An 18,432-nucleotide genomic window follows, 5' to 3' on the forward strand; every position below is an offset into this window, starting at 1 on the left:
AGCCTCTCTACATGCAAAATAGATCGCATGAGAGAGGCTGTATCACGTTTACTGTTTACTCTTTGCCAAGAACCTTATCAACCAGACCGTATTCATACGCTTCTTGGGCAGACATGAAGTAGTCGCGATCCGTATCGCGCTCCACGCGCTCAAGTGGTTGACCTGTGCGATCCGCCAAAATTTTGTTCAACGTGTCGCGCATCTTCAAGATGCGCCGTGCGCGAATCTCGATATCGGACGCTTGCCCTTGTGCTCCGCCAAGCGGCTGATGAATCATAATTTCGCTGTTCGGCAGGGCGAAACGCTTGCCCTTGGCACCTGCATTAAGCAGGAACGCTCCCATGGAAGCTGCCAAACCCACGCAAATCGTAGATACGTCCGGCTTGATGTGCTGCATTGTATCGTATATGGCCATGCCGGCTGAGATTGAACCGCCTGGGCTATTGATGTACAAATGAATATCCTTCTCCGGGTCATCTGCAGCCAAGAACAACAGCTGGGCGATAATCGAATTCGCCACGAGATCGTTCACTTCTGTTCCGAGGAAGATGATGCGATCCTTCAACAATCGAGAGTAAATATCATAGGATCTTTCGCCACGATTCGTCTGTTCAACAACTACGGGTACATAACTCAAGATAACCCCTCCTAACTAATATCATTACACATTCAATATAAAGGACTTGAAACAAAAAGTCAAAGATGGTCAAACTATGTAGAGAAAAAAACATCTATCGTTTCGCTTCTGCAAAATTCAAGATGTTACTTCCGTGCTTATTCACCTAAATGTATGCGTAACGTAGCTTCTTATCCTGTACCAAATAAGGACAGGAGTGTAAATGGCGCGCCCGCAAGGAATCGAACCTTGATCTCAGGCTCCGGAGGCCTACGTCATATCCATTGGACCACGGGCGCATTCATACAAGAGCAAAATTTATTATATAAGAAAGCGTATAACAAAGTCAAGTGAGCGCCACTGAATATTTATTAAAAACGGGAAGTTTGGAAGTGCCCACTGATTACTGGGATACAGAGATGATTGCATTGGCACCGCAGAAAGGATCCTTCGACCATAATTAAGGTTTTAACTTTTAAGGAGGGAACGGTTGAATTCTTTCTATAATAAGTGGACGGTGCCAAATAAGGTGGATGTTGCCCGATCTAAGTGAGCAATGTCGATGTCTAAACTACATGGGGAAGTAGAGAGCGAACAGGATGTGAAGGAAAGCTCAAAACTTTTTAAACGCAGGTACGAGCAGGGCATGATGTCCGTCATTAATGTCTATACTGAGGAATGTCTAAAATTTTTGCGAAATATGTATTAACTTGTCGTATTTTGGGTTAATTACATCATAGGCAGTCGTATGCCCTTCTAGATATGTTGTCTGATAATGAATAACTTCGATATTGCTTGCTTATTATAGAAGTTGTTTATAGGCAGAGAATTCGCGATTTTGGGCGCAAAATCAGGGGTTCAGGATACTTGCAAGTTGCTGCGTTATTCGGTAGAATAGTGGTGGGACAAAAAATGTAGAGATGGGACGTTTTTAGTCCAATGGTTGCTTATGGGAAGCAGGAGTGGAGAGAATGCGTGAGTGGTTAGAAATACAGAAGCGACTTCTACCTGAACTCATTGAACTGTTGAAGAAGCGTTACACCATCCTGCATCAAATCATGTTGTCCGACTCCATTGGGAGAAGAACGCTGGCAACGTCATTGCAGATGACCGAGCGTGTGCTCCGTGCAGAGACCGATTTATTGAAGGCGCAAGGCCTGATTGATTCGGATAACACGGGTATGCGAATCACTGATGAAGGCCGGCAACTTGTCCGGAAGCTGGAATCCGTGATGGGCGAATTGCTCGGGATGCGCCAGCTGGAGGAGAGTATCCGCCAAGCATTCGGTTTGAAGCAGGTCATTGTCGTACCCGGCAATTCGGATGTATCGCCTGCCGTGAAGCAAGAACTCGGGCAAGCGGCTTGTAGAGCGCTCAGCAGCGTAATGGACAAGGAAGATGTCGTGGCGGTGACAGGCGGCTCCACATTGGCTGCAATGGCAGATCAATTGACGAGTTCATCACCGTTGAAAGGCAATTGGTTCGTACCCGCACGTGGGGGACTTGGGGAGAGCTTGGAATACCAAGCGAACACAATCGCATCCACGATGGCGAAGCGCGTAGGCGCTCAGTATCGGCTCTTGCATGTGCCGGATTTGCTGAGTGAGGAAGCGTACCAGTCGCTTAAGCAGGAACCGAACATCCAAGACATTTTGCGAGTAATTCGCCAAGCACGCATTGTCGTGCATGGCATTGGAGAAGCTCTCGTTATGGCGAAGCGCCGCCGTGCGGATGAAGAGACGATCCAGCAGCTGCTCGAAGAAGGGGCGCTTGCAGAAGCTTTCGGGTATTATTTTGACCGAGACGGGCATGTCGTTCATACGATGCTAACACTGGGCCTTCGCCTAGAGGACATCTCTCGTATGGAGGTAGTCATTGCCATTGCTGGAGGTCAGAGCAAAGGTGAATCGATTACTGCAGTGCTTCGTGCAGGACACGAAGACATTCTCGTTATTGATGAAGCAGCAGCAGTTGAAGTATTGAAACATTGTGGTCTCGATGTGCCTTACAGGCCGTCTTGAGATATATAAAAAAATTGCGAAGGAAATGGGAGGAATCATCAATGGTTAAAGTTGGTATTAACGGCTTTGGTCGTATCGGACGTAACGTATTCCGCGCAGCATTGAACAATTCAGAAGTAGAAATCGTTGCAATCAACGATTTGACAGATGTAAACACTCTGGCTCACCTGTTGAAATATGACACAACTCATGGCAAATTCGAAGCTACAGTAGAAGCTAAAGAAGGCGCTTTGGTTGTTAACGGCCGCGAAGTGAAAGTATTCGCTGAGCGCAACCCTGAGAACTTGCCTTGGGGCGCTAACGGCGTTGAAATCGTTGTTGAGTCCACTGGTATCTTCACAGCGAAAGACAAAGCTGAAATGCACTTGAAAGGCGGCGCGAAGAAAGTTATTATCTCCGCACCTGCTACTAACGAAGATATCACAATCGTTATGGGCGTTAACGAAGATAAGTATGATGCTGCAAGCCATACAATCATCTCCAACGCTTCTTGCACAACAAACTGCTTGGCGCCATTCGCTAAAGTATTGAACGACAAGTTTGGTATCGAAAAAGGTATGATGAACACAATTCACTCCTACACTAACGACCAAAACGTTCTTGACTTGCCGCACAAAGACTTGCGTCGTGCTCGTGCAGCAGCTCAAAACATCATCCCTACTACAACTGGTGCTGCTAAAGCGGTATCCCTTGTATTGCCTGAATTGAAAGGCAAATTGAACGGTATGTCCATGCGCGTTCCTACTCCTAACGTGTCTGTTACAGACTTGGTAGTAGAACTTAAGAAAGACGTTACTGTTGAAGAAGTAAACGCAGCTTTGAAAGAAGCAGCTGAAGGCCCATTGAAAGGCATCTTGAACTACACTGAAGAGCCATTGGTATCCAGCGACTTCAACGGCGACCCAGCTTCCTCCACTATCGATGCTTTGACAACGATGGTAATCGGCGGAAACTTGGTTAAAGTTGTATCCTGGTACGACAACGAGTGGGGCTACTCCAACCGCGTTGTAGACTTGGCAGCTTTCATCGCAAAAAAAGGTCTGTAATCGCATAGCACTTACAATCAAAGAGGAGTGACCGTTCAGGCCTCCTCTTTTGATCCTTATAGTGCCTAGAGCATATCGAGAACCAGTGCGGACACAGATTTTTAGATATACAGAGATAGAGAGTACAGAGAGAAACCAGAACATACTAACGAACGATATACGATATATAGAGAGAAAGATTTAGATGGAACCCATACAGAACAAGAACACAGAACATACCGAACAACACACCAGAGAGAGGCGTGTGCCGGTGTAATCGACGATAGGAGGAACACGGGGATGAACAAGAAAAGTGTGCGTGATGTAGAAGTTAAGGGTAAGCGCGTATTTGTACGTGTAGATTTCAACGTTCCATTGGAAAATGGTGTGATTACGGATGATACACGTGTACGCGAAACGCTGCCGACAATTAACTATTTGGTGGAACAAGGTGCGAAAGTTATTTTGGCAAGCCACATGGGTCGTCCGAAGGGCGAAGTTGTGGATTCCATGCGTCTGACACCTGCAGCAGTACGTCTTGGCGAACTGCTTGGTAAGCCCGTTAAGAAGCTTGACGAGTCAATTGGTGAAAACGTAAAAGCTGAAATTGCAAAAATGGAAAACGGCGACGTTGTCGTGCTTGAAAACGTTCGTTTCCACAAAGGCGAAGAGAAGAACGATCCAGAATTGGCTAAAGCCTTCGCAGAACTTGCGGACTTGTTTGTGAACGACGCGTTCGGCGCGGCTCACCGTGCACATGCATCCACTGAAGGCATCGCACATCACTTGCCAGCCGTGTCCGGTCTGTTGATGGAGAAAGAATTGACTGTACTTAGCAAAGCGCTGACAAACCCTGAGCGTCCATTTACGGCAATCGTAGGCGGTTCCAAGGTTAAAGATAAAATCGACGTTATCAACAAAATGTTGGAAATCGCCGACAATATCGTGATCGGTGGCGGCTTGACATACACATTCTTCAAAGCACAAGGCAACGAAATCGGGAAGTCGCTTGTCGACAACGAGAAGCTTGATGTTGCTTTAGGCTTCATCGAGAAAGCCAAAGAACTTGGCAAAAACCTCTACTTGCCAGTAGATATCGTAGTTACAGATGACTTCAGTGCAGATGCAAACACACAAGTGGTAGCGATCGACAGCATTCCTGCAGAATGGGAAGGCATTGACATCGGTCCGAAAACTCGTGAAATCTATGCTGATGTTATCAAGAATTCCAAGCTTGTTGTATGGAACGGACCTATGGGCGTATTCGAAATCGAGCCGTTCTCTCATGGTACGCGTGCAGTAGCAGAAGCATGTGCGGAAACTGCTGGTTACACAATCATCGGCGGCGGCGACTCTGCAGCAGCGGTTGAGAAGTTCAAGCTGAAAGATAAAATGGATCACATCTCCACAGGCGGCGGCGCTTCCCTTGAATTCATGGAAGGCAAAGCATTGCCAGGCGTGGTTGCATTGAACGATAAGTAAGAGAGCAAGTAAGGGGATGGCGGCTTCGGCCGCTCCCTTATGCGTAAAGGAGTGAATCGTGTGAGACAACCGATTATCGCAGGGAACTGGAAAATGTTCAAAACGGTATCGGAAGCTGTCGCTTTCGTATCCGAAGTGAAAGGCAAAGCAGAAGTGGAAGGCGTAGAGAGCGTACTCTGCGCACCATTTACAAACTTGCCAGCATTGGTTGAAGCAGTGAAAGGCACAAGCATCAAGATTGGTGCACAAAACCTTCACTTTGAAGATTCCGGTGCATTCACAGGCGAAATTTCCGGCGCTATGTTGAAAGACCTTGGCGTACACTACGTCATTATCGGTCATTCCGAGCGTCGTGCATACTTCGCGGAAACTGATGAAACAGTAAACAAAAAAATGCATGCAGCATTCCGTCATGGCTTGACGCCAATCGTATGCGTGGGTGAGTCGCTTGAAGAGCGTGAATCCGGCAAAACGAACGACGTGTGCAAAGTGCAAACAGAAGCAGCATTCCAAGGATTGTCTGTTGAACAAGCAAAAGAAGCTGTCATCGCTTATGAGCCAATCTGGGCGATCGGTACAGGCAAATCCTCCACAGCGAAAGACGCGAATGAAGTTATCAGCTACATCCGCAGCGTTGTGAAGGGCTTGTACAATGATGAAGTTGCTGCTGCTGTTCGCATTCAATACGGCGGAAGCGTAAAACCGGAAAATGTACGTGAATACATGGCAGAAAGTGATATTGACGGCGCATTGGTAGGTGGCGCAAGCTTGCAACCAGCTTCCTTCATCTCCTTGGTGGAAGGGGCGAAGTAAGATGCCCGCACCTAGACCGGTAGCCCTTATCATCATGGACGGCTTCGGACTTCGCGATACACTCGTTGGCAACGCAGTCGCGCAAGCGAACAAGCCAAACTACGACCGTTACATGAGCCAATTCCCTCATACGACACTGACAGCTTGCGGCGAAGCGGTAGGCTTGCCAGAAGGTCAAATGGGGAACTCCGAGGTAGGTCACTTGAACATCGGTGCAGGCCGCATCGTATATCAAGACCTGACTCGTATTACGAAATCGATCCGTGAGGGCGACTTCTTCTCGAACGAAACACTGCTTGCAGCAGTGAAGACTGCGAAGGAGAACAACAAGGCGCTTCACATTTACGGATTGTTGTCTGATGGTGGCGTACACAGCCATATCGACCACGCGCTTGCGATGCTCGATCTCTGTGCGCGTGAAGGCTTGAAGGACGTATACATTCACGCATTCTTGGATGGCCGTGATGTTGCGCCTGATAGCTCCCGCGGATATATCGAAAAGCTGCAAGCCAACATCGCTGAAGTTGGCATAGGCCGTATCGCTACGGTTCAAGGCCGCTACTATGCGATGGATCGCGACAAGCGCTGGGAACGTGTTGAGAAATCGTACCGCGCAATGGTATACGGCGAAGGCCCAAAATACCGCGATCCAATTGCTGCAGTTGAAGAATCTTATTCCCAATCCGTATATGACGAGTTCGTTATGCCTACGGTAATTGTGGATGAGAACGATCAGCCGGTTGGCTTGGTTCAAGAAGGCGACTCCGTCGTATTCATGAACTTCCGCCCAGACCGTGCGATCCAGCTTGGCCAAGTGTTCACCAACGATGATTTCCGCGGCTTCGATCGTGGCGACAAGTTTCCTAAGAACTTGCATTTCGTTGCGCTTACGCTGTTCGCAGAAACAGTTGGCGGATATGTTGCTTACTCTCCAAAAGAGTTGGACAACACGCTTGGTGAAGTGCTCGTGCAGCATGGCAAGAAGCAGCTTCGCATTGCGGAAACTGAGAAGTATCCGCACGTAACGTTCTTCTTCAGCGGCGGCCGTGACGTTGAACTTCCTGGTGAGAAGCGTGTGCTTATCAACTCGCCTAAGGTAGCAACTTACGACCTGCAGCCTGAAATGAGTGCTTACGAAGTTGCAGAAGCAGCTGTGAACGAAATCAACTCTGACCAGTTCGATACGATTATCCTGAACTTCGCCAATCCTGATATGGTTGGTCACTCCGGTATGCTGGAACCAACAATCAAGGCCGTAGAAGCTACGGATGAGTGCATGGGCAAGGTAGTTGAAGCGGTATTGGCGAAAGGCGGCGTCTGCCTCATTACGGCGGATCACGGCAACGCGGATATGGTATTCGACGAGCAAGGCCGTCCATTCACTGCACATACGACGAACCCGGTTCCATTCATCGTTACTTCGAATGACGTGGAATTGCGCGAAGGCGGCATCTTGGCAGACATCGCTCCGACGATTCTTGACTTGATGAACGTTCCTCAGCCAGCAGAGATGACTGGACAAACCATGATTAAGAAGTAAGTTTTACAACTTACCTAGATATATAGTAATTTATCTATAAACAATCAAAAAAGGAGTTGTACACACCATGACAATGATTATGGACGTATACGCACGCGAAGTGCTTGACTCCCGTGGTAACCCTACGGTAGAAGTAGAAGTAAAATTGGAATCCGGCGGCTTCGGCCGTGCAATCGTACCTTCCGGTGCATCCACTGGTGCCCACGAAGCAGTTGAGCTTCGCGATGGCGACAAAGGCCGTTACGTTGGTAAAGGCGTAGAGAACGCTGTTAAAAACGTAAACGAAATTATCGCTCCAGAAATCATCGGTTACGATGCTCTTGACCAAGTTGCAATCGACAAAGCGATGATCGAGCTTGATGGCACGCCTAACAAAGGCAAATTGGGTGCTAACGCAATCTTGGCTGTATCCATGGCTGTAGCTCGCGCTGCTGCACATGCATTGGATATGCCTTTGTACACATACCTTGGCGGATTTAACGCGAAGCAATTGCCAGTACCAATGATGAACATCATCAACGGTGGTGAGCATGCTGACAACAACATCGACGTTCAAGAGTTCATGGTATTGCCAGTAGGCGCACCTAACTTCAAAGAAGCACTTCGCATGGGTGCTGAAATCTTCCACAACCTGAAGTCCGTATTGAAGGGCAAAGGCTTGAACACTGCAGTAGGTGACGAAGGTGGATTCGCTCCTAACCTTGGTTCCAACGAAGAAGCGCTTCAAGTTATCATCGAAGCAATCGAAAAAGCTGGCTACAAGCCAGGCGAAGAAGTATTCTTGGGTATGGACGTTGCGTCCACTGAGTTCTACAAAGACGGTAAATACACATTGGCAGGCGAAGGCAAGTCCTACACATCTGCTGAGTATGTTGACCTTCTTGCTTCTTGGGTTGATAAGTACCCAATCATCACAATCGAAGACGGTATGTCCGAAGACGATTGGGATGGCTGGAAGTTGCTCACTGAAAAATTGGGCGGCAAAGTACAACTCGTTGGTGACGACTTGTTCGTTACAAACACGGAGCGTCTTGCTCAAGGTATCGAAAAAGGAATCGGTAACTCCATCTTGGTTAAAGTTAACCAAATCGGTACGCTTACAGAAACATTCGAAGCGATCGAAATGGCAAAACGCGCTGGCTACACAGCTGTTATCTCCCACCGTTCTGGTGAGTCCGAAGACAGCACAATCGCTGACATCGCGGTTGCAACTAACGCTGGCCAAATCAAGACAGGTGCTCCTTCCCGTACAGACCGCGTTGCGAAGTACAACCAATTGCTTCGCATCGAAGACAACTTGGGAAGCACAGCTCGTTACGACGGCTTGAAATCCTTCTATAACTTGAAAAAATAATTGGCTTGCCGCACAAGCGGCTTGCTGATTCGATAGAAGCCAGACTCCCTTGAAGGGGTCTGGCTTCTTTTTTATGACCCCATATCCATATGTGAGGTAGGCATATTGTGCTCTTCCTTTAATCTACCTTTTACTCTTGCTTGCCTTTCGTACTTGTCCTTCTTGTCTTCCCTTATTTCTCTTTGTTCTTCCCCAGTTCTGATCCTTGTGAAATTATTCTTCATCGATTCGCTCCGACTAGAGATGGGTTTTACCTAGACCTGAGGCTAGTTTTGGAAATAACCTATTGTGGAACACTATTCCAGGGGATATAATCATCGTGTACTACTAATCAATATACAATACTGAATCATAAATTATAATTCATCACGTTATGGAGTGGGGGTGACTCGATTGAAGGAAATCGTTCAATTTAAAAAAGGGGTGCTCGGACTGTGTGTCATGGTTCTCATTAACCAGAGAGATCGTTACGGCTTCGAGCTGGCCCAGCAGATATCCAAGCATGTGGAGGTTGCCGAAGGTGCTCTATATCCAGTTCTGCGGCGGATGGTTGCGGATGGTCACTGTACAACCTATTTGCAAGAATCTACCGAGGGACCGCCACGGAAATATTATAAGCTTACTTCAGTAGGCAAGGATTATATGAATGAGCTCGTGACCGAGTGGGATAAATTTGTGTCGGGAGTAGCCAATCTGCTTACCGAAGCGGAAGAAGAAGAATCCAAGGAGAAGTGAGAGAGGTGAACAACATGCATAAGCAGTTATTTATGCTGCAATTGAAAATGGGCCTACTGTCGCTTCCAGAGGCGGAGCGCAATGAAATATTAGCAGAGTATGATGCACACTTTGAATTCAGCAAGCAGCAGGGACGAACAGAAGAAGAGATTGCTAGAGAGCTTGGCGATCCAGAAGAACTTGCGGCCGAGCTGCTGTTAGGTGAACGAGGGGATAAAGAGGTTGAACGGGAGCCGGAAACAGAACCGTTTATTCCTAGTCAACAAGGTCAAGCTTCACAAGTACCTCCACTCTTCGAGGATCCTAGCTTCCTGAAGAATGCTGAACAGCCGTTGGATTTGAATCAGCATTATGGGGAACCAAATCGATATTCTCAAGAGTACGGCGGAATACCGAATACTGCTTACCCACCATATCAGCAGTCCGAAGGACGACGTCCCCGTTCAGCTATCGCCTATGCAGGTACGATCTTTATTAGCATTATGGTTGTCCCAGTTATGTTCGGGCTATGGGCAACGTGGTTTGGGCTTGGTGTAGCGGCTATAGCGTTATTGGCAACTCCTCTTTTGTTCGCATTCAAAGTCGGGTTTGGCGGAGAGTTTTATCGTGCAGAGTTGTCGATCGTGGCGATTGCATTTGGAATAGGAATATTTTTAATACAAGCGATAGTTGCTGTAGGACGTGCATATTTGAAATGGAACCGAATCTATTTCCACTGGGTCGCCTATGAAGGAAGGAGCGAGGTTAGATGAATTGGAATCGTGCAACTATGAATATGGTCGGAATTGTGTGTATCGTGGCAGGGGTTGCGGGCTTGATCTATTACGGCCCAAATCAGCTATTTAAGTCACAACTTCCTTCATATGAGTACCGTATCTCTGCGGAAGGCTCACAGGATGGATCTGGTCAGGAAAAAGGGGCAGATAAGACATCTGATTATGAATCTCGCATTGATGTAGGGGAACTTGAGAGTATAGTCATCAATGCGGATTATGGGGATGTTAAGGTAAGCTGGATCAATGATAATAAGAATATGATTGAGTTGAAGGGGCAGGCGCCAGAAGCGGTCATTAATAGAATTCGTGATGTTCAAGCAGAGGATGGAACGCTAGAGCTGAATTTTGAAGACAATGATCATGCAGGGTGGTTGAATATCAACATCGGCAATATGCAGCGCCGTTATCATGAGGTTATCATCCATACATCGGAGAATTTTGTGCTCGACAATTTGTCGTCGAATGTGTCTGCAGGTGCGTTTGAAATGACAGGTGGGCATATTAAGCGACTTGAAGCATCAAGTAATCTGGGAAGGGTAAAGGTAAAGAACGTAACAGGGGATTTCGTTAAGCTTAGATCAGACTCAGGCCAAGTGGTAGCAGATAATGTCGATGCAGAGATCGAAGCAAGCTCTTCACTCGGAAGTGTTGACTTGAACCAGACGAAGAAGTATGTTCAGGCCTCAGCCAATGCAGGCTCCATCTCTATTGTTCAAGCTGCTGCACATCCGATCGATGCGGAAGGCCAGCTTGGAAGCGTGAATATCCGTGTTGTTCCTGAATACAACGGGAAGTTTGATCTGAAAACAGAGTTAGGAAGCGTCTCCGCACCGAATGAGAAACATGGAAGCGATATGGTTATAAAGGTGCGGACAGAAGCAGGCAGTATAAAGATTGTCGAAAAATAGTATTGGCTTCTCGGAAGATTCATGTGAATCGGTTATAATGTACTTATCTTAAATTTAGAGGAGCAAGATACTGTAAAGGGGTAAGGACACATGAAACCGATTCATAAAGTGCTGACATTGGCTGGCTCGGATACGAGCGGTGGAGCTGGCATTCAAGCTGACCTAAAAACATTCCAGGAACGCGGTGTGTACGGTATGACCGCATTGACGACCATTGTAACGATGGATCCGGAAGAAGGTTGGGCGCACCGGGTGTTCCCAATCGCGCTCTCCACGATAGAAGAGCAATTGAAGACAATCATGAGTGTCGGTATTTCAGGCATGAAGACTGGTATGCTGGGTTCTATCGATATCATTGAGCTGGCAGCACGCACCATTGAGAAGCATAATATTCCGAACGTCGTTGTTGACCCGGTTATGGTATGCAAGGGTGCTGACGAGGCACTTCACCCAGAGACGAACGATGCTTTGCGGGACATACTCGTACCGAAGGCTGTCGTGGTAACACCGAACTTGTTCGAGGCTTCACAGCTGGCAGGAACAGCGCCAATCCGTACGCTCGAAGATATGAAGGAAGCCGCTGCCCGCATTCAAGAGCAGGGAGCGAAGTACGTATTGGTGAAGGGCGGCTCCAAGATTGGATTGCCTACTTCCGTCGATGTATTGTATGATGGCAAATCCTTCGAAATATTGGATGCTGATCTGATCGATACAACCTATACGCATGGCGCTGGCTGTACGTATTCAGCAGCAGTAGCAGCAGAACTGGCGAAGGGGAATGATGTACGTGAGAGCGTCCATAAGGCGAAGAGCTTCATTACGGAAGCGATCCGTCATTCTTTCCCACTTAATCAGTATGTTGGACCTGTGCGCCATAATGCTCTGCGCTTGCTGCAGCATGGCGAAGAATAAGTAAGCGACGTATTCATGTAAGAATGCCTGGTAGCCTGAGGTAGCTTTCCGGAAGAGAAAGGAAAGGGAGAGAGGATAAGCCTTGCCTGCTTCTTATTCGTGTGATACAATAAAAGTACTGTTTTTGGCTTTTCGAACGTGTATCACGCATTAGGAGGTGTAACTGTGGAAATTTTCTTGAAAATTTTGCTTGTCATTTTTTCTATCGGTTTGATTAGCATTGTGCTTCTGCAGAAAGGGAAAAGTGCCGGCTTGTCAGGTGCCATCTCCGGCGGTGCGGAACATCTATTCGGAAAGCAGAAGGCACGCGGTCTGGACTTGTTCCTGCAACGTGCAACGGTTGTATTGGCAGGAGGATTCTTTATCTTGTCACTGATCGTAGCTTATTTCCTTAAAGGTTAATTCCCATTCGTAAGCAAAGCGAGGACATGCTCCTCGCTTTTTTTGTACCCATTTTTCCGGCGAAGACAAGAAACTTGTTACGATGTGGATCGAACGGAAAAAATGTAGGAAAAGCGCCGGGATGTAACGATTTTATTTCGTGTATACTAGGTTATATATTGTTATACTGTATCATGCAGGTCATGGCAAGGTGAGGTGAAGGAATGGTAACAGAACAACAGTTGTTGGACTTTATGCGTGAAACCGCTTATAAGCCGATGACCTATCAAGAGCTGGAGCAGCATTTCGATATTGAAGGCGCTTCAGAGTTCAAGGCATTTCTGAAAATGTTGAATCAAATGGAAGAAGAGGGTAAGGTGCTGCGCACTCGTACAGACCGCTACGGTGTGCCGGAGCGTATGAACTTGCTGCGTGGTCGCTTGCAGGCGCATGCCAAAGGCTTCGCATTCTTGATTCCGGAAGAAACGGGGCACCCCGATGTATACATTCACGCGAATGATTTGAAGACTGCGATGCATGGGGATACCGTGCTTGTACGCGTGACGAATAAAGGCTTTGACGGCGCTCGATTGGAAGGCGAAGTTGTGCGCATTGTGAAGCGTGCAGTGGAGCGTGTTGTCGGCCTTTTTCAAAATTACGAATCGTATGGATTTGTCATTCCAGATGACAAGCGGATCAATCGCGACATCTTCATTCCGAAGGAAGATATGCATGGCGCGGTTACCGGGCAGAAGGTCGTTGTCCATATTGTAAGCTATCCGGAAGGAAGAGCAGCAGCGCAAGGTATGGTGGCCGAAATTCTTGGTCACAAGGATGATCCTGGCGTTGATATTTTGTCCGTCATCCGTAAGCATCAGCTTCCGGAGGCGTTCCCTGATGAAGTGATGGCAGAAGCAGAAGCTGTGCCGGATTCCATAACCGAGGAAGAAATCATCAGTCAGCGACGCCGTGATTTACGGGGCATGAATATCGTCACGATTGATGGAGAAGATGCGAAGGACTTGGATGATGCGGTATATGTAGAGCAGCTTCCGAATGGACATTACAAGCTTGGCGTCCATATTGCAGACGTCGGCTATTATGTGAAGGAAGGTTCTGCGCTGGATCGCGAGGCATATGCTCGCGGCTGCAGTGTGTATCTGGTGGATCGAGTTATTCCGATGCTGCCGCATCGATTGTCCAACGGAATATGCTCCCTCCATCCGCGTGTGGATCGTTTGACATTGTCCTGCGAGATGGAATTCGATGAGAAGGCGAAGCTCGTGAAGCATGATGTATTCCCGAGTGTAATTCGTACTGTTGAGCGTATGACGTACACTAATGTACGGAAAATCGTTGAGGATGAGGATCCTGAGGTATCAGCACGCTACGCTTATTTGGTTGACAGCTTCAAGCTGATGAAGGAATTGGCGCTGAAGCTCCGCCAGAAGCGGATGAACCGTGGCGCAATTGATTTCGATTTTGTGGAATCGAAGGTGTTGGTTGATGAGAAGGGCGTACCGACCGATATCATCAAGCGGGAACGTACGATTGCGGAGCAGATTATTGAAGAGTTCATGCTGGCAGCTAACGAGACGGTTGCGGAGCATTTCCACTGGCTCAGAGTTCCGTTCCTATACCGGATTCATGAAGAGCCGAATAGTGAGAAGCTGTTCAACTTCATGTCCTTCGCAGCGAACTTCGGATATGTTGTTCGAGGCAAGGGCAATTCGGTACATCCTCGTTCCTTGCAGATGCTGCTCGAGGAAATTGAGGGAACGCGTGAGCAGACTGTGATCAGCACGATGATGCTTCGCTCAATGAAGCAGGCGAAGTATGATGCGGAGATGACAGGCCACTTCGGACTAGCTGCTGAATTCTATTCGCACTTCACATCACCTATCCGCCGTTACCCAGACTTGGTCATTCACCGAGTCATGCGGGAAGTGATGGATAATGGAGGAGCGTTGCCTGAGAAGCGCTTGGAGCAGCTACATGCGCGCATGCCGGATATTGCGCAGCAGTCCTCAGAGCGTGAGCGGGTAGCCGTTGATGCAGAACGCGACACAACAGCGCTGAAGAAGGCAGAATTCATGCTCGATAAGGTCGGCGAGGAATTTGACGGCATTATTAGCAGTGTGACAAGCTTCGGGATGTTTGTTGAGCTGGATAATACGGTTGAAGGGCTTATTCGACTAAGTGAATTGAATGATGATTATTACCACTTCCATGAGCAGCATATGGTGCTGATCGGGGAACGGACGGCAAATGTATTCCGTATTGGCGATGAAGTTCGTATTCGGGTAGCTCGTGTCAATATGGATGAGCATACGATTGATTTTGAGCTGATTGAGAGCAAGTCTCGCCATAACGGACGTGAATTCGGCTTCGACATCCGGAAAAAACGTGGTCGCGGTGGATTTGGTGCCGAAGGACGCGGTGGAACTGGACGTAGCGACTATAAGGGCCGTAAGGATGGAAAAGGCGGCCGTCCAGGAGAACGCGACCGTGGTGGACAACCGCGAAATGGCCGCGATGCGGATAGAGGAGCAAGAGGCGGTCGTTCGGATCGACTGGGCGGTCGAGATAGTCGTCCGACAGAACGTTTCGATCGTGGTCGTCGTGCAGATCAGCCTGCTGGTCAAGGTACACGTGGAGACGGTCGTGTAGATCGGCACGCTGGTCAAGGCATGCCTGGAGCTGGTCGTGCTGATAGACGTGTCACTGGCATAGATCCTGCGGAACAGCAAGCTTATGAACAGTATGGTGCTTCTTCGACCCAACAGTTGCGTGGGGGTTACGGACGAGATCAGCACCAGCATGAGGAGCGATTGGAGCGGGATGCTCGTTATGAGCGTCACAACAATGGTGATGCTGTGGAGCAAGAGGCCGACGCATTCGCTGGCGATTGGTATAACCAAGGCGAATTCCGTGAGCAGCAGAGGGGCCGCCGTGGACGCAAAGGACGGCGCGAAGAGCAGGGTCGTGGAGTCAATCCATATGAGAAGTCATCAAGTGCACCTCAGCCACGCGGTAAGGGTGGCATTAACTTTGGCGCAGGCCAAGGGAATGCGGAGCGTCCAGCCCCAGCGAAGAAGGAGTATGATGACTCCAATTGGGTAGATCGTCTCATTGCAGATGCGGAACAAGAAGCTGATCGTCCACGCTCCTTCGACTTTGGCTCTGGCCGAGGCGGTTATGGTCGATCAGGTGGCAATGATCAGGGCGGTAGAAAACCAGGGCGTGATGGAGGCTCCTATCGAGGTAGCGGCACATCTGGCGGCAAGAAGGGGCGGAGAACGACGTCCGAAAGCGGGATCTTCATTGGTGAAGATGCGGCAAAGGCTCGTAATCAAGGCGAATCTGCCCACAAAGTAGCAAAGCAGAAGGGGAAAACAAACAGCAAGACTGCAAAGTTTGTTCGTAAGAAGCGATAAGTTTTCCGTTTTCTAACAAGTAAGAAATAACGGCTTTGGTTCCGCTTAAGAGCGGGACTGGGGCCGTTTATTATTTTCTGTGAGATGGAAGCTGGGGTTTCGATTTCAACGCTTAGGTGGGCATACGGACAATCAAACGGAATACATATGATACAATGTACATATCTTAGGAGACGCTGCTTTTTACTTCGTTAGAGAGGTGAGTAAGATGAGCCCTTCAGATATATCGATGTATCATGTTATGCTGCGTATGGTGCTTGCATTAGTGCTAGGTGGCTGTATTGGATTGGAACGGGAGAAGCGAAGTCAGGCTGCAGGGCTAAGGACGCACATGTTGGTGAGCCTCGGATCGGCGCTTGTCATGCTCATATCGGTATACGGATTCCCAGATTTAAGCGGTGATAATAAAGCCGCTGTGGATGTGGCGCGAATTGCGGCTCAGGTCGTCAGCGGCGTTGGCTTCCTTGGAGCAGGGACGATAATACGCAATGGAACTAGTGTGAAGGGGCTAACGACAGCTGCTTCCTTGTGGGTTTCGGCGGCGATTGGGCTTGCTTGCGGCTCTGGCTTTATTTCTGCGGCCTTATTCGGTTGTGCCTTATCTCTCGTCGCTTTGTGGCTGCTGAATAAGTATGATATTAAAAATAGGGTTGCACATCGAATTCACGAGCTGGGAGTTGTTGTGGAGGAACGTGAAGGATGGCTGTCAGAATTGACAAAGGTTGCAGAGGAGCAGGGACTTACGGTACGAAGCATTCGCATGCGGCCGGAGCGCAATGTAGGGAAGTCATGGACGAAGTGGCTTGGAGCGGGACAGGGCTCAGAACAGAAGGATAGAAGCGACCACTTGTCTGAAAGCGATATGGAAGTCGTCAGGGAGGGTGGCCACCCCGAAGACATGGATGACAAAGAGCGAACCTTGGCAAGTGCAAGACATTTGCAAATTGAACTGAAGGTGCTGTCTGAGGATATAAAATCGGTAGCCGTATGCTGCGAGGCGATACTTCGATTACAGGGAGTCTCGGATGTTCATATGTTATCGTAATTGGAGTTGCTTTACGATTACGAGATATGAATTGAAGAACACCTTAAGCCAAACATAGTCTGTGCTTATTCTTGCCTAATATCATTTGAATCCGATATGTTTCTTGCTTGAGTCGAGGGTGTTCTTTTTGGTACAATATACTTCTAAGCAACAAGCTATAGTGACGTGGTTCAAAGCAATTTTGCCTTGTTCACTTGGTGATGATGTCATTGTCGTAACGTTGGAGGGCAATCATGGGTAAGAAGAATGATAATAAAGTTTTAGCCCAAAATAAGAAGGCGTCCCATGATTATTTTATTGAGGACACTTATGAAGCGGGCATGGTGCTGACAGGGACAGAAATTAAGTCGCTGCGCATGAGCAAAGCGAACATTAATGACTCCTTTGCTACGATTCGCGGTGGTGAGGCGTTTATTCACAATATGCATATTAGCCCATTCGAGCAGGGTAATCGACACAATCCTACTGATCCGACGCGTGCGCGCAAGCTGCTGCTGCACAAAGAGCAGATCAACAAGCTGATCGGGCAGACGAAGCAGGAAGGGTACACGCTCGTTCCGTTGAAGGTATACGTTCGCAACGGGTATGCGAAGCTGCTGATTGGACTCGGACGAGGCAAGAAGAACTACGATAAGCGTGAAACGGCTGCGAAGCGGGATGCGGATCGTCAAATTCAACGCGCGCTGCGTGAGAAGCAGAAGTATTAAGGTTTGCTTGAGGCATAATGCGATTTTTTGCTACTGTTGCTAGCAGTATTCCTTTTGGATCATTTGTACCAAGGAAATGGCATGTAGCACTGGCAACAAGTTGACTAACAACTTTCGTTTGAGTGTGTTATAATAAACGTGTCGGTAACGAACTACTGCACAGTATGGTATCGCTGCTGACCGAATACGAACATCATTGACAACTGAATAGTGTGGAAGGATACACTATCTGTGTCTTAACTAGATTCTCTTTAATTCAAGACTCTATTCCCCTGATGGGCGAGGCTCGCTTATCACTTATGGGGGCGTTCTTGGATTCGACGGGGATAGTTCGGGCTCGGGTAGCGGGTAGTGGGGACGCGTCCACTTCATCAACGCTAAAGCCATTTAAACGGCAAACAACAAACAAACTACGCTTTCGCAGCTTAATAACCTGTGAGCGTGCTTCTACTCTGCATCGCCCATGTGCCGAGATAGGGGCTCAACTTTTAGTGGGATACGCTGTCACATCTCCGCCTGGGGTGTGCTGAAGAAGACAATCAGGCTGACCCAAAGCATAGCCGGTTACGGGGCGATGCTCGGGTGACATCAAAACTGTGACTACACCCGTAGAAGCTCGTGTTGCGTTATCTTCGGACAGGGGTTCGAATCCCCTCGCCTCCACCATCATTAAGCCGACC

Annotated in this window: 15 protein-coding genes, 1 tRNA gene and 1 other RNA gene; 15 read left to right on the plus strand and 2 right to left on the minus strand. The window is 48.2% G+C overall.

All coding sequences use genetic code 11. The annotated features are described in order from the left end of the window. Positions 1–55: 55 nt before the first annotated feature. Both clpP and BBG47_RS14260 read right to left on the minus strand, forming a co-directional pair. Positions 56–637, minus strand: coding sequence for an ATP-dependent Clp endopeptidase proteolytic subunit ClpP (clpP, locus tag BBG47_RS14255; protein ID WP_021252826.1), 582 nt, complete (start codon positions 635–637; stop codon positions 56–58). 203 nt (positions 638–840) lie between these two features. Next, positions 841–915: transfer RNA gene (locus BBG47_RS14260), tRNA-Arg, on the minus strand. A 672-nt stretch (positions 916–1,587) separates the two neighbouring features. Here BBG47_RS14260 and BBG47_RS14265 point away from each other — a divergent pair. From BBG47_RS14265 to ssrA, 15 genes are all read left to right on the plus strand, one after another. Continuing rightward, complete coding sequence (locus BBG47_RS14265; RefSeq protein WP_065292240.1) at positions 1,588–2,637, plus strand: sugar-binding transcriptional regulator; 1,050 nt, start codon at positions 1,588–1,590, stop codon at positions 2,635–2,637. 41 nt (positions 2,638–2,678) lie between these two features. Further along, positions 2,679–3,683 (plus strand): type I glyceraldehyde-3-phosphate dehydrogenase, encoded by a 1,005-nt coding sequence (gene gap, locus BBG47_RS14270; protein ID WP_021252824.1) that lies wholly within the window; start codon positions 2,679–2,681, stop codon positions 3,681–3,683. 279 nt (positions 3,684–3,962) lie between these two features. After that, the gene (locus tag BBG47_RS14275; RefSeq protein WP_065292241.1) at positions 3,963–5,144 is read left to right on the plus strand and encodes a phosphoglycerate kinase; all 1,182 of its coding nucleotides are present in this window, start codon (positions 3,963–3,965) and stop codon (positions 5,142–5,144) included. Between the two features lie 60 nt (positions 5,145–5,204). After that, entirely contained in the window at positions 5,205–5,957 is a 753-nt protein-coding gene (tpiA, locus tag BBG47_RS14280) for a triose-phosphate isomerase (RefSeq protein WP_065292242.1), read from the plus strand. A gap of 1 nt (position 5,958) precedes the next feature. Next, positions 5,959–7,497, plus strand: a complete 1,539-nt coding sequence (gene gpmI / locus BBG47_RS14285; RefSeq protein WP_065292243.1) for a 2,3-bisphosphoglycerate-independent phosphoglycerate mutase — start codon at positions 5,959–5,961, stop codon at positions 7,495–7,497. A 67-nt stretch (positions 7,498–7,564) separates the two neighbouring features. Continuing rightward, positions 7,565–8,851, plus strand: coding sequence for a phosphopyruvate hydratase (eno, locus tag BBG47_RS14290; RefSeq protein ID WP_021258213.1), 1,287 nt, complete (start codon positions 7,565–7,567; stop codon positions 8,849–8,851). Positions 8,852–9,244: 393 nt separating this feature from the next. Further along, on the plus strand, positions 9,245–9,586 hold the full coding sequence (locus BBG47_RS14295; RefSeq protein ID WP_094183167.1) for a PadR family transcriptional regulator: 342 nt from the start codon (positions 9,245–9,247) through the stop codon (positions 9,584–9,586). A gap of 14 nt (positions 9,587–9,600) precedes the next feature. Beyond that, the gene (locus BBG47_RS14300; protein ID WP_065292252.1) at positions 9,601–10,338 is read left to right on the plus strand and encodes a DUF1700 domain-containing protein; all 738 of its coding nucleotides are present in this window, start codon (positions 9,601–9,603) and stop codon (positions 10,336–10,338) included. After that, complete coding sequence (locus tag BBG47_RS14305) at positions 10,335–11,270, plus strand: DUF4097 family beta strand repeat-containing protein (protein ID WP_065292244.1); 936 nt, start codon at positions 10,335–10,337, stop codon at positions 11,268–11,270. The genes BBG47_RS14300 and BBG47_RS14305 overlap by 4 nt, the downstream gene beginning before the upstream one ends. A gap of 90 nt (positions 11,271–11,360) precedes the next feature. After that, positions 11,361–12,182, plus strand: a complete 822-nt coding sequence (pdxK, locus tag BBG47_RS14310; RefSeq protein ID WP_065292245.1) for a pyridoxine/pyridoxal/pyridoxamine kinase — start codon at positions 11,361–11,363, stop codon at positions 12,180–12,182. A 165-nt stretch (positions 12,183–12,347) separates the two neighbouring features. Further along, positions 12,348–12,584 (plus strand): preprotein translocase subunit SecG, encoded by a 237-nt coding sequence (gene secG, locus BBG47_RS14315; protein WP_021252815.1) that lies wholly within the window; start codon positions 12,348–12,350, stop codon positions 12,582–12,584. A 203-nt stretch (positions 12,585–12,787) separates the two neighbouring features. Beyond that, positions 12,788–16,000 carry a ribonuclease R gene (gene rnr / locus BBG47_RS14320; RefSeq protein WP_065292246.1) on the plus strand — a complete coding sequence of 1,071 codons (3,213 nt, stop codon included), beginning with the start codon at positions 12,788–12,790 and terminating at the stop codon, positions 15,998–16,000. A 208-nt stretch (positions 16,001–16,208) separates the two neighbouring features. After that, the gene (locus tag BBG47_RS14325) at positions 16,209–17,045 is read left to right on the plus strand and encodes an MgtC/SapB family protein (protein WP_065292247.1); all 837 of its coding nucleotides are present in this window, start codon (positions 16,209–16,211) and stop codon (positions 17,043–17,045) included. 233 nt (positions 17,046–17,278) lie between these two features. Further along, positions 17,279–17,752, plus strand: a complete 474-nt coding sequence (gene smpB, locus BBG47_RS14330; RefSeq protein WP_021252812.1) for an SsrA-binding protein SmpB — start codon at positions 17,279–17,281, stop codon at positions 17,750–17,752. A gap of 301 nt (positions 17,753–18,053) precedes the next feature. Then, positions 18,054–18,418, plus strand: a transfer-messenger RNA (tmRNA) gene (ssrA, locus tag BBG47_RS14335). The last annotated feature ends 14 nt before the right edge of the window (positions 18,419–18,432 follow it).

Source organism: Paenibacillus sp. KS1 (genome assembly GCF_001680695.1).
GTDB classification, from domain to species: Bacteria; Bacillota; Bacilli; order Paenibacillales; family Paenibacillaceae; genus Paenibacillus_B; species Paenibacillus_B suaedae.

What these genes read in the sequence shown, in the direction of transcription:
- BBG47_RS14305 (WP_065292244.1), top strand. Translation starts at nt 10,335, where the DNA reads ATGAATTGGAATCGTGCAACTATGAATATGGTCGGAATTGTGTGTATC.
- smpB (WP_021252812.1), top strand. Translation starts at nt 17,279, where the DNA reads ATGGGTAAGAAGAATGATAATAAAGTTTTAGCCCAAAATAAGAAGGCG.
- BBG47_RS14325 (WP_065292247.1), top strand. Translation starts at nt 16,209, where the DNA reads ATGAGCCCTTCAGATATATCGATGTATCATGTTATGCTGCGTATGGTG.
- BBG47_RS14275 (WP_065292241.1), top strand. Translation starts at nt 3,963, where the DNA reads ATGAACAAGAAAAGTGTGCGTGATGTAGAAGTTAAGGGTAAGCGCGTA.
- BBG47_RS14265 (WP_065292240.1), top strand. Translation starts at nt 1,588, where the DNA reads ATGCGTGAGTGGTTAGAAATACAGAAGCGACTTCTACCTGAACTCATT.
- eno (WP_021258213.1), top strand. Translation starts at nt 7,565, where the DNA reads ATGACAATGATTATGGACGTATACGCACGCGAAGTGCTTGACTCCCGT.
- BBG47_RS14300 (WP_065292252.1), top strand. Translation starts at nt 9,601, where the DNA reads ATGCATAAGCAGTTATTTATGCTGCAATTGAAAATGGGCCTACTGTCG.
- pdxK (WP_065292245.1), top strand. Translation starts at nt 11,361, where the DNA reads ATGAAACCGATTCATAAAGTGCTGACATTGGCTGGCTCGGATACGAGC.
- gpmI (WP_065292243.1), top strand. Translation starts at nt 5,959, where the DNA reads ATGCCCGCACCTAGACCGGTAGCCCTTATCATCATGGACGGCTTCGGA.
- rnr (WP_065292246.1), top strand. Translation starts at nt 12,788, where the DNA reads ATGGTAACAGAACAACAGTTGTTGGACTTTATGCGTGAAACCGCTTAT.
- gap (WP_021252824.1), top strand. Translation starts at nt 2,679, where the DNA reads ATGGTTAAAGTTGGTATTAACGGCTTTGGTCGTATCGGACGTAACGTA.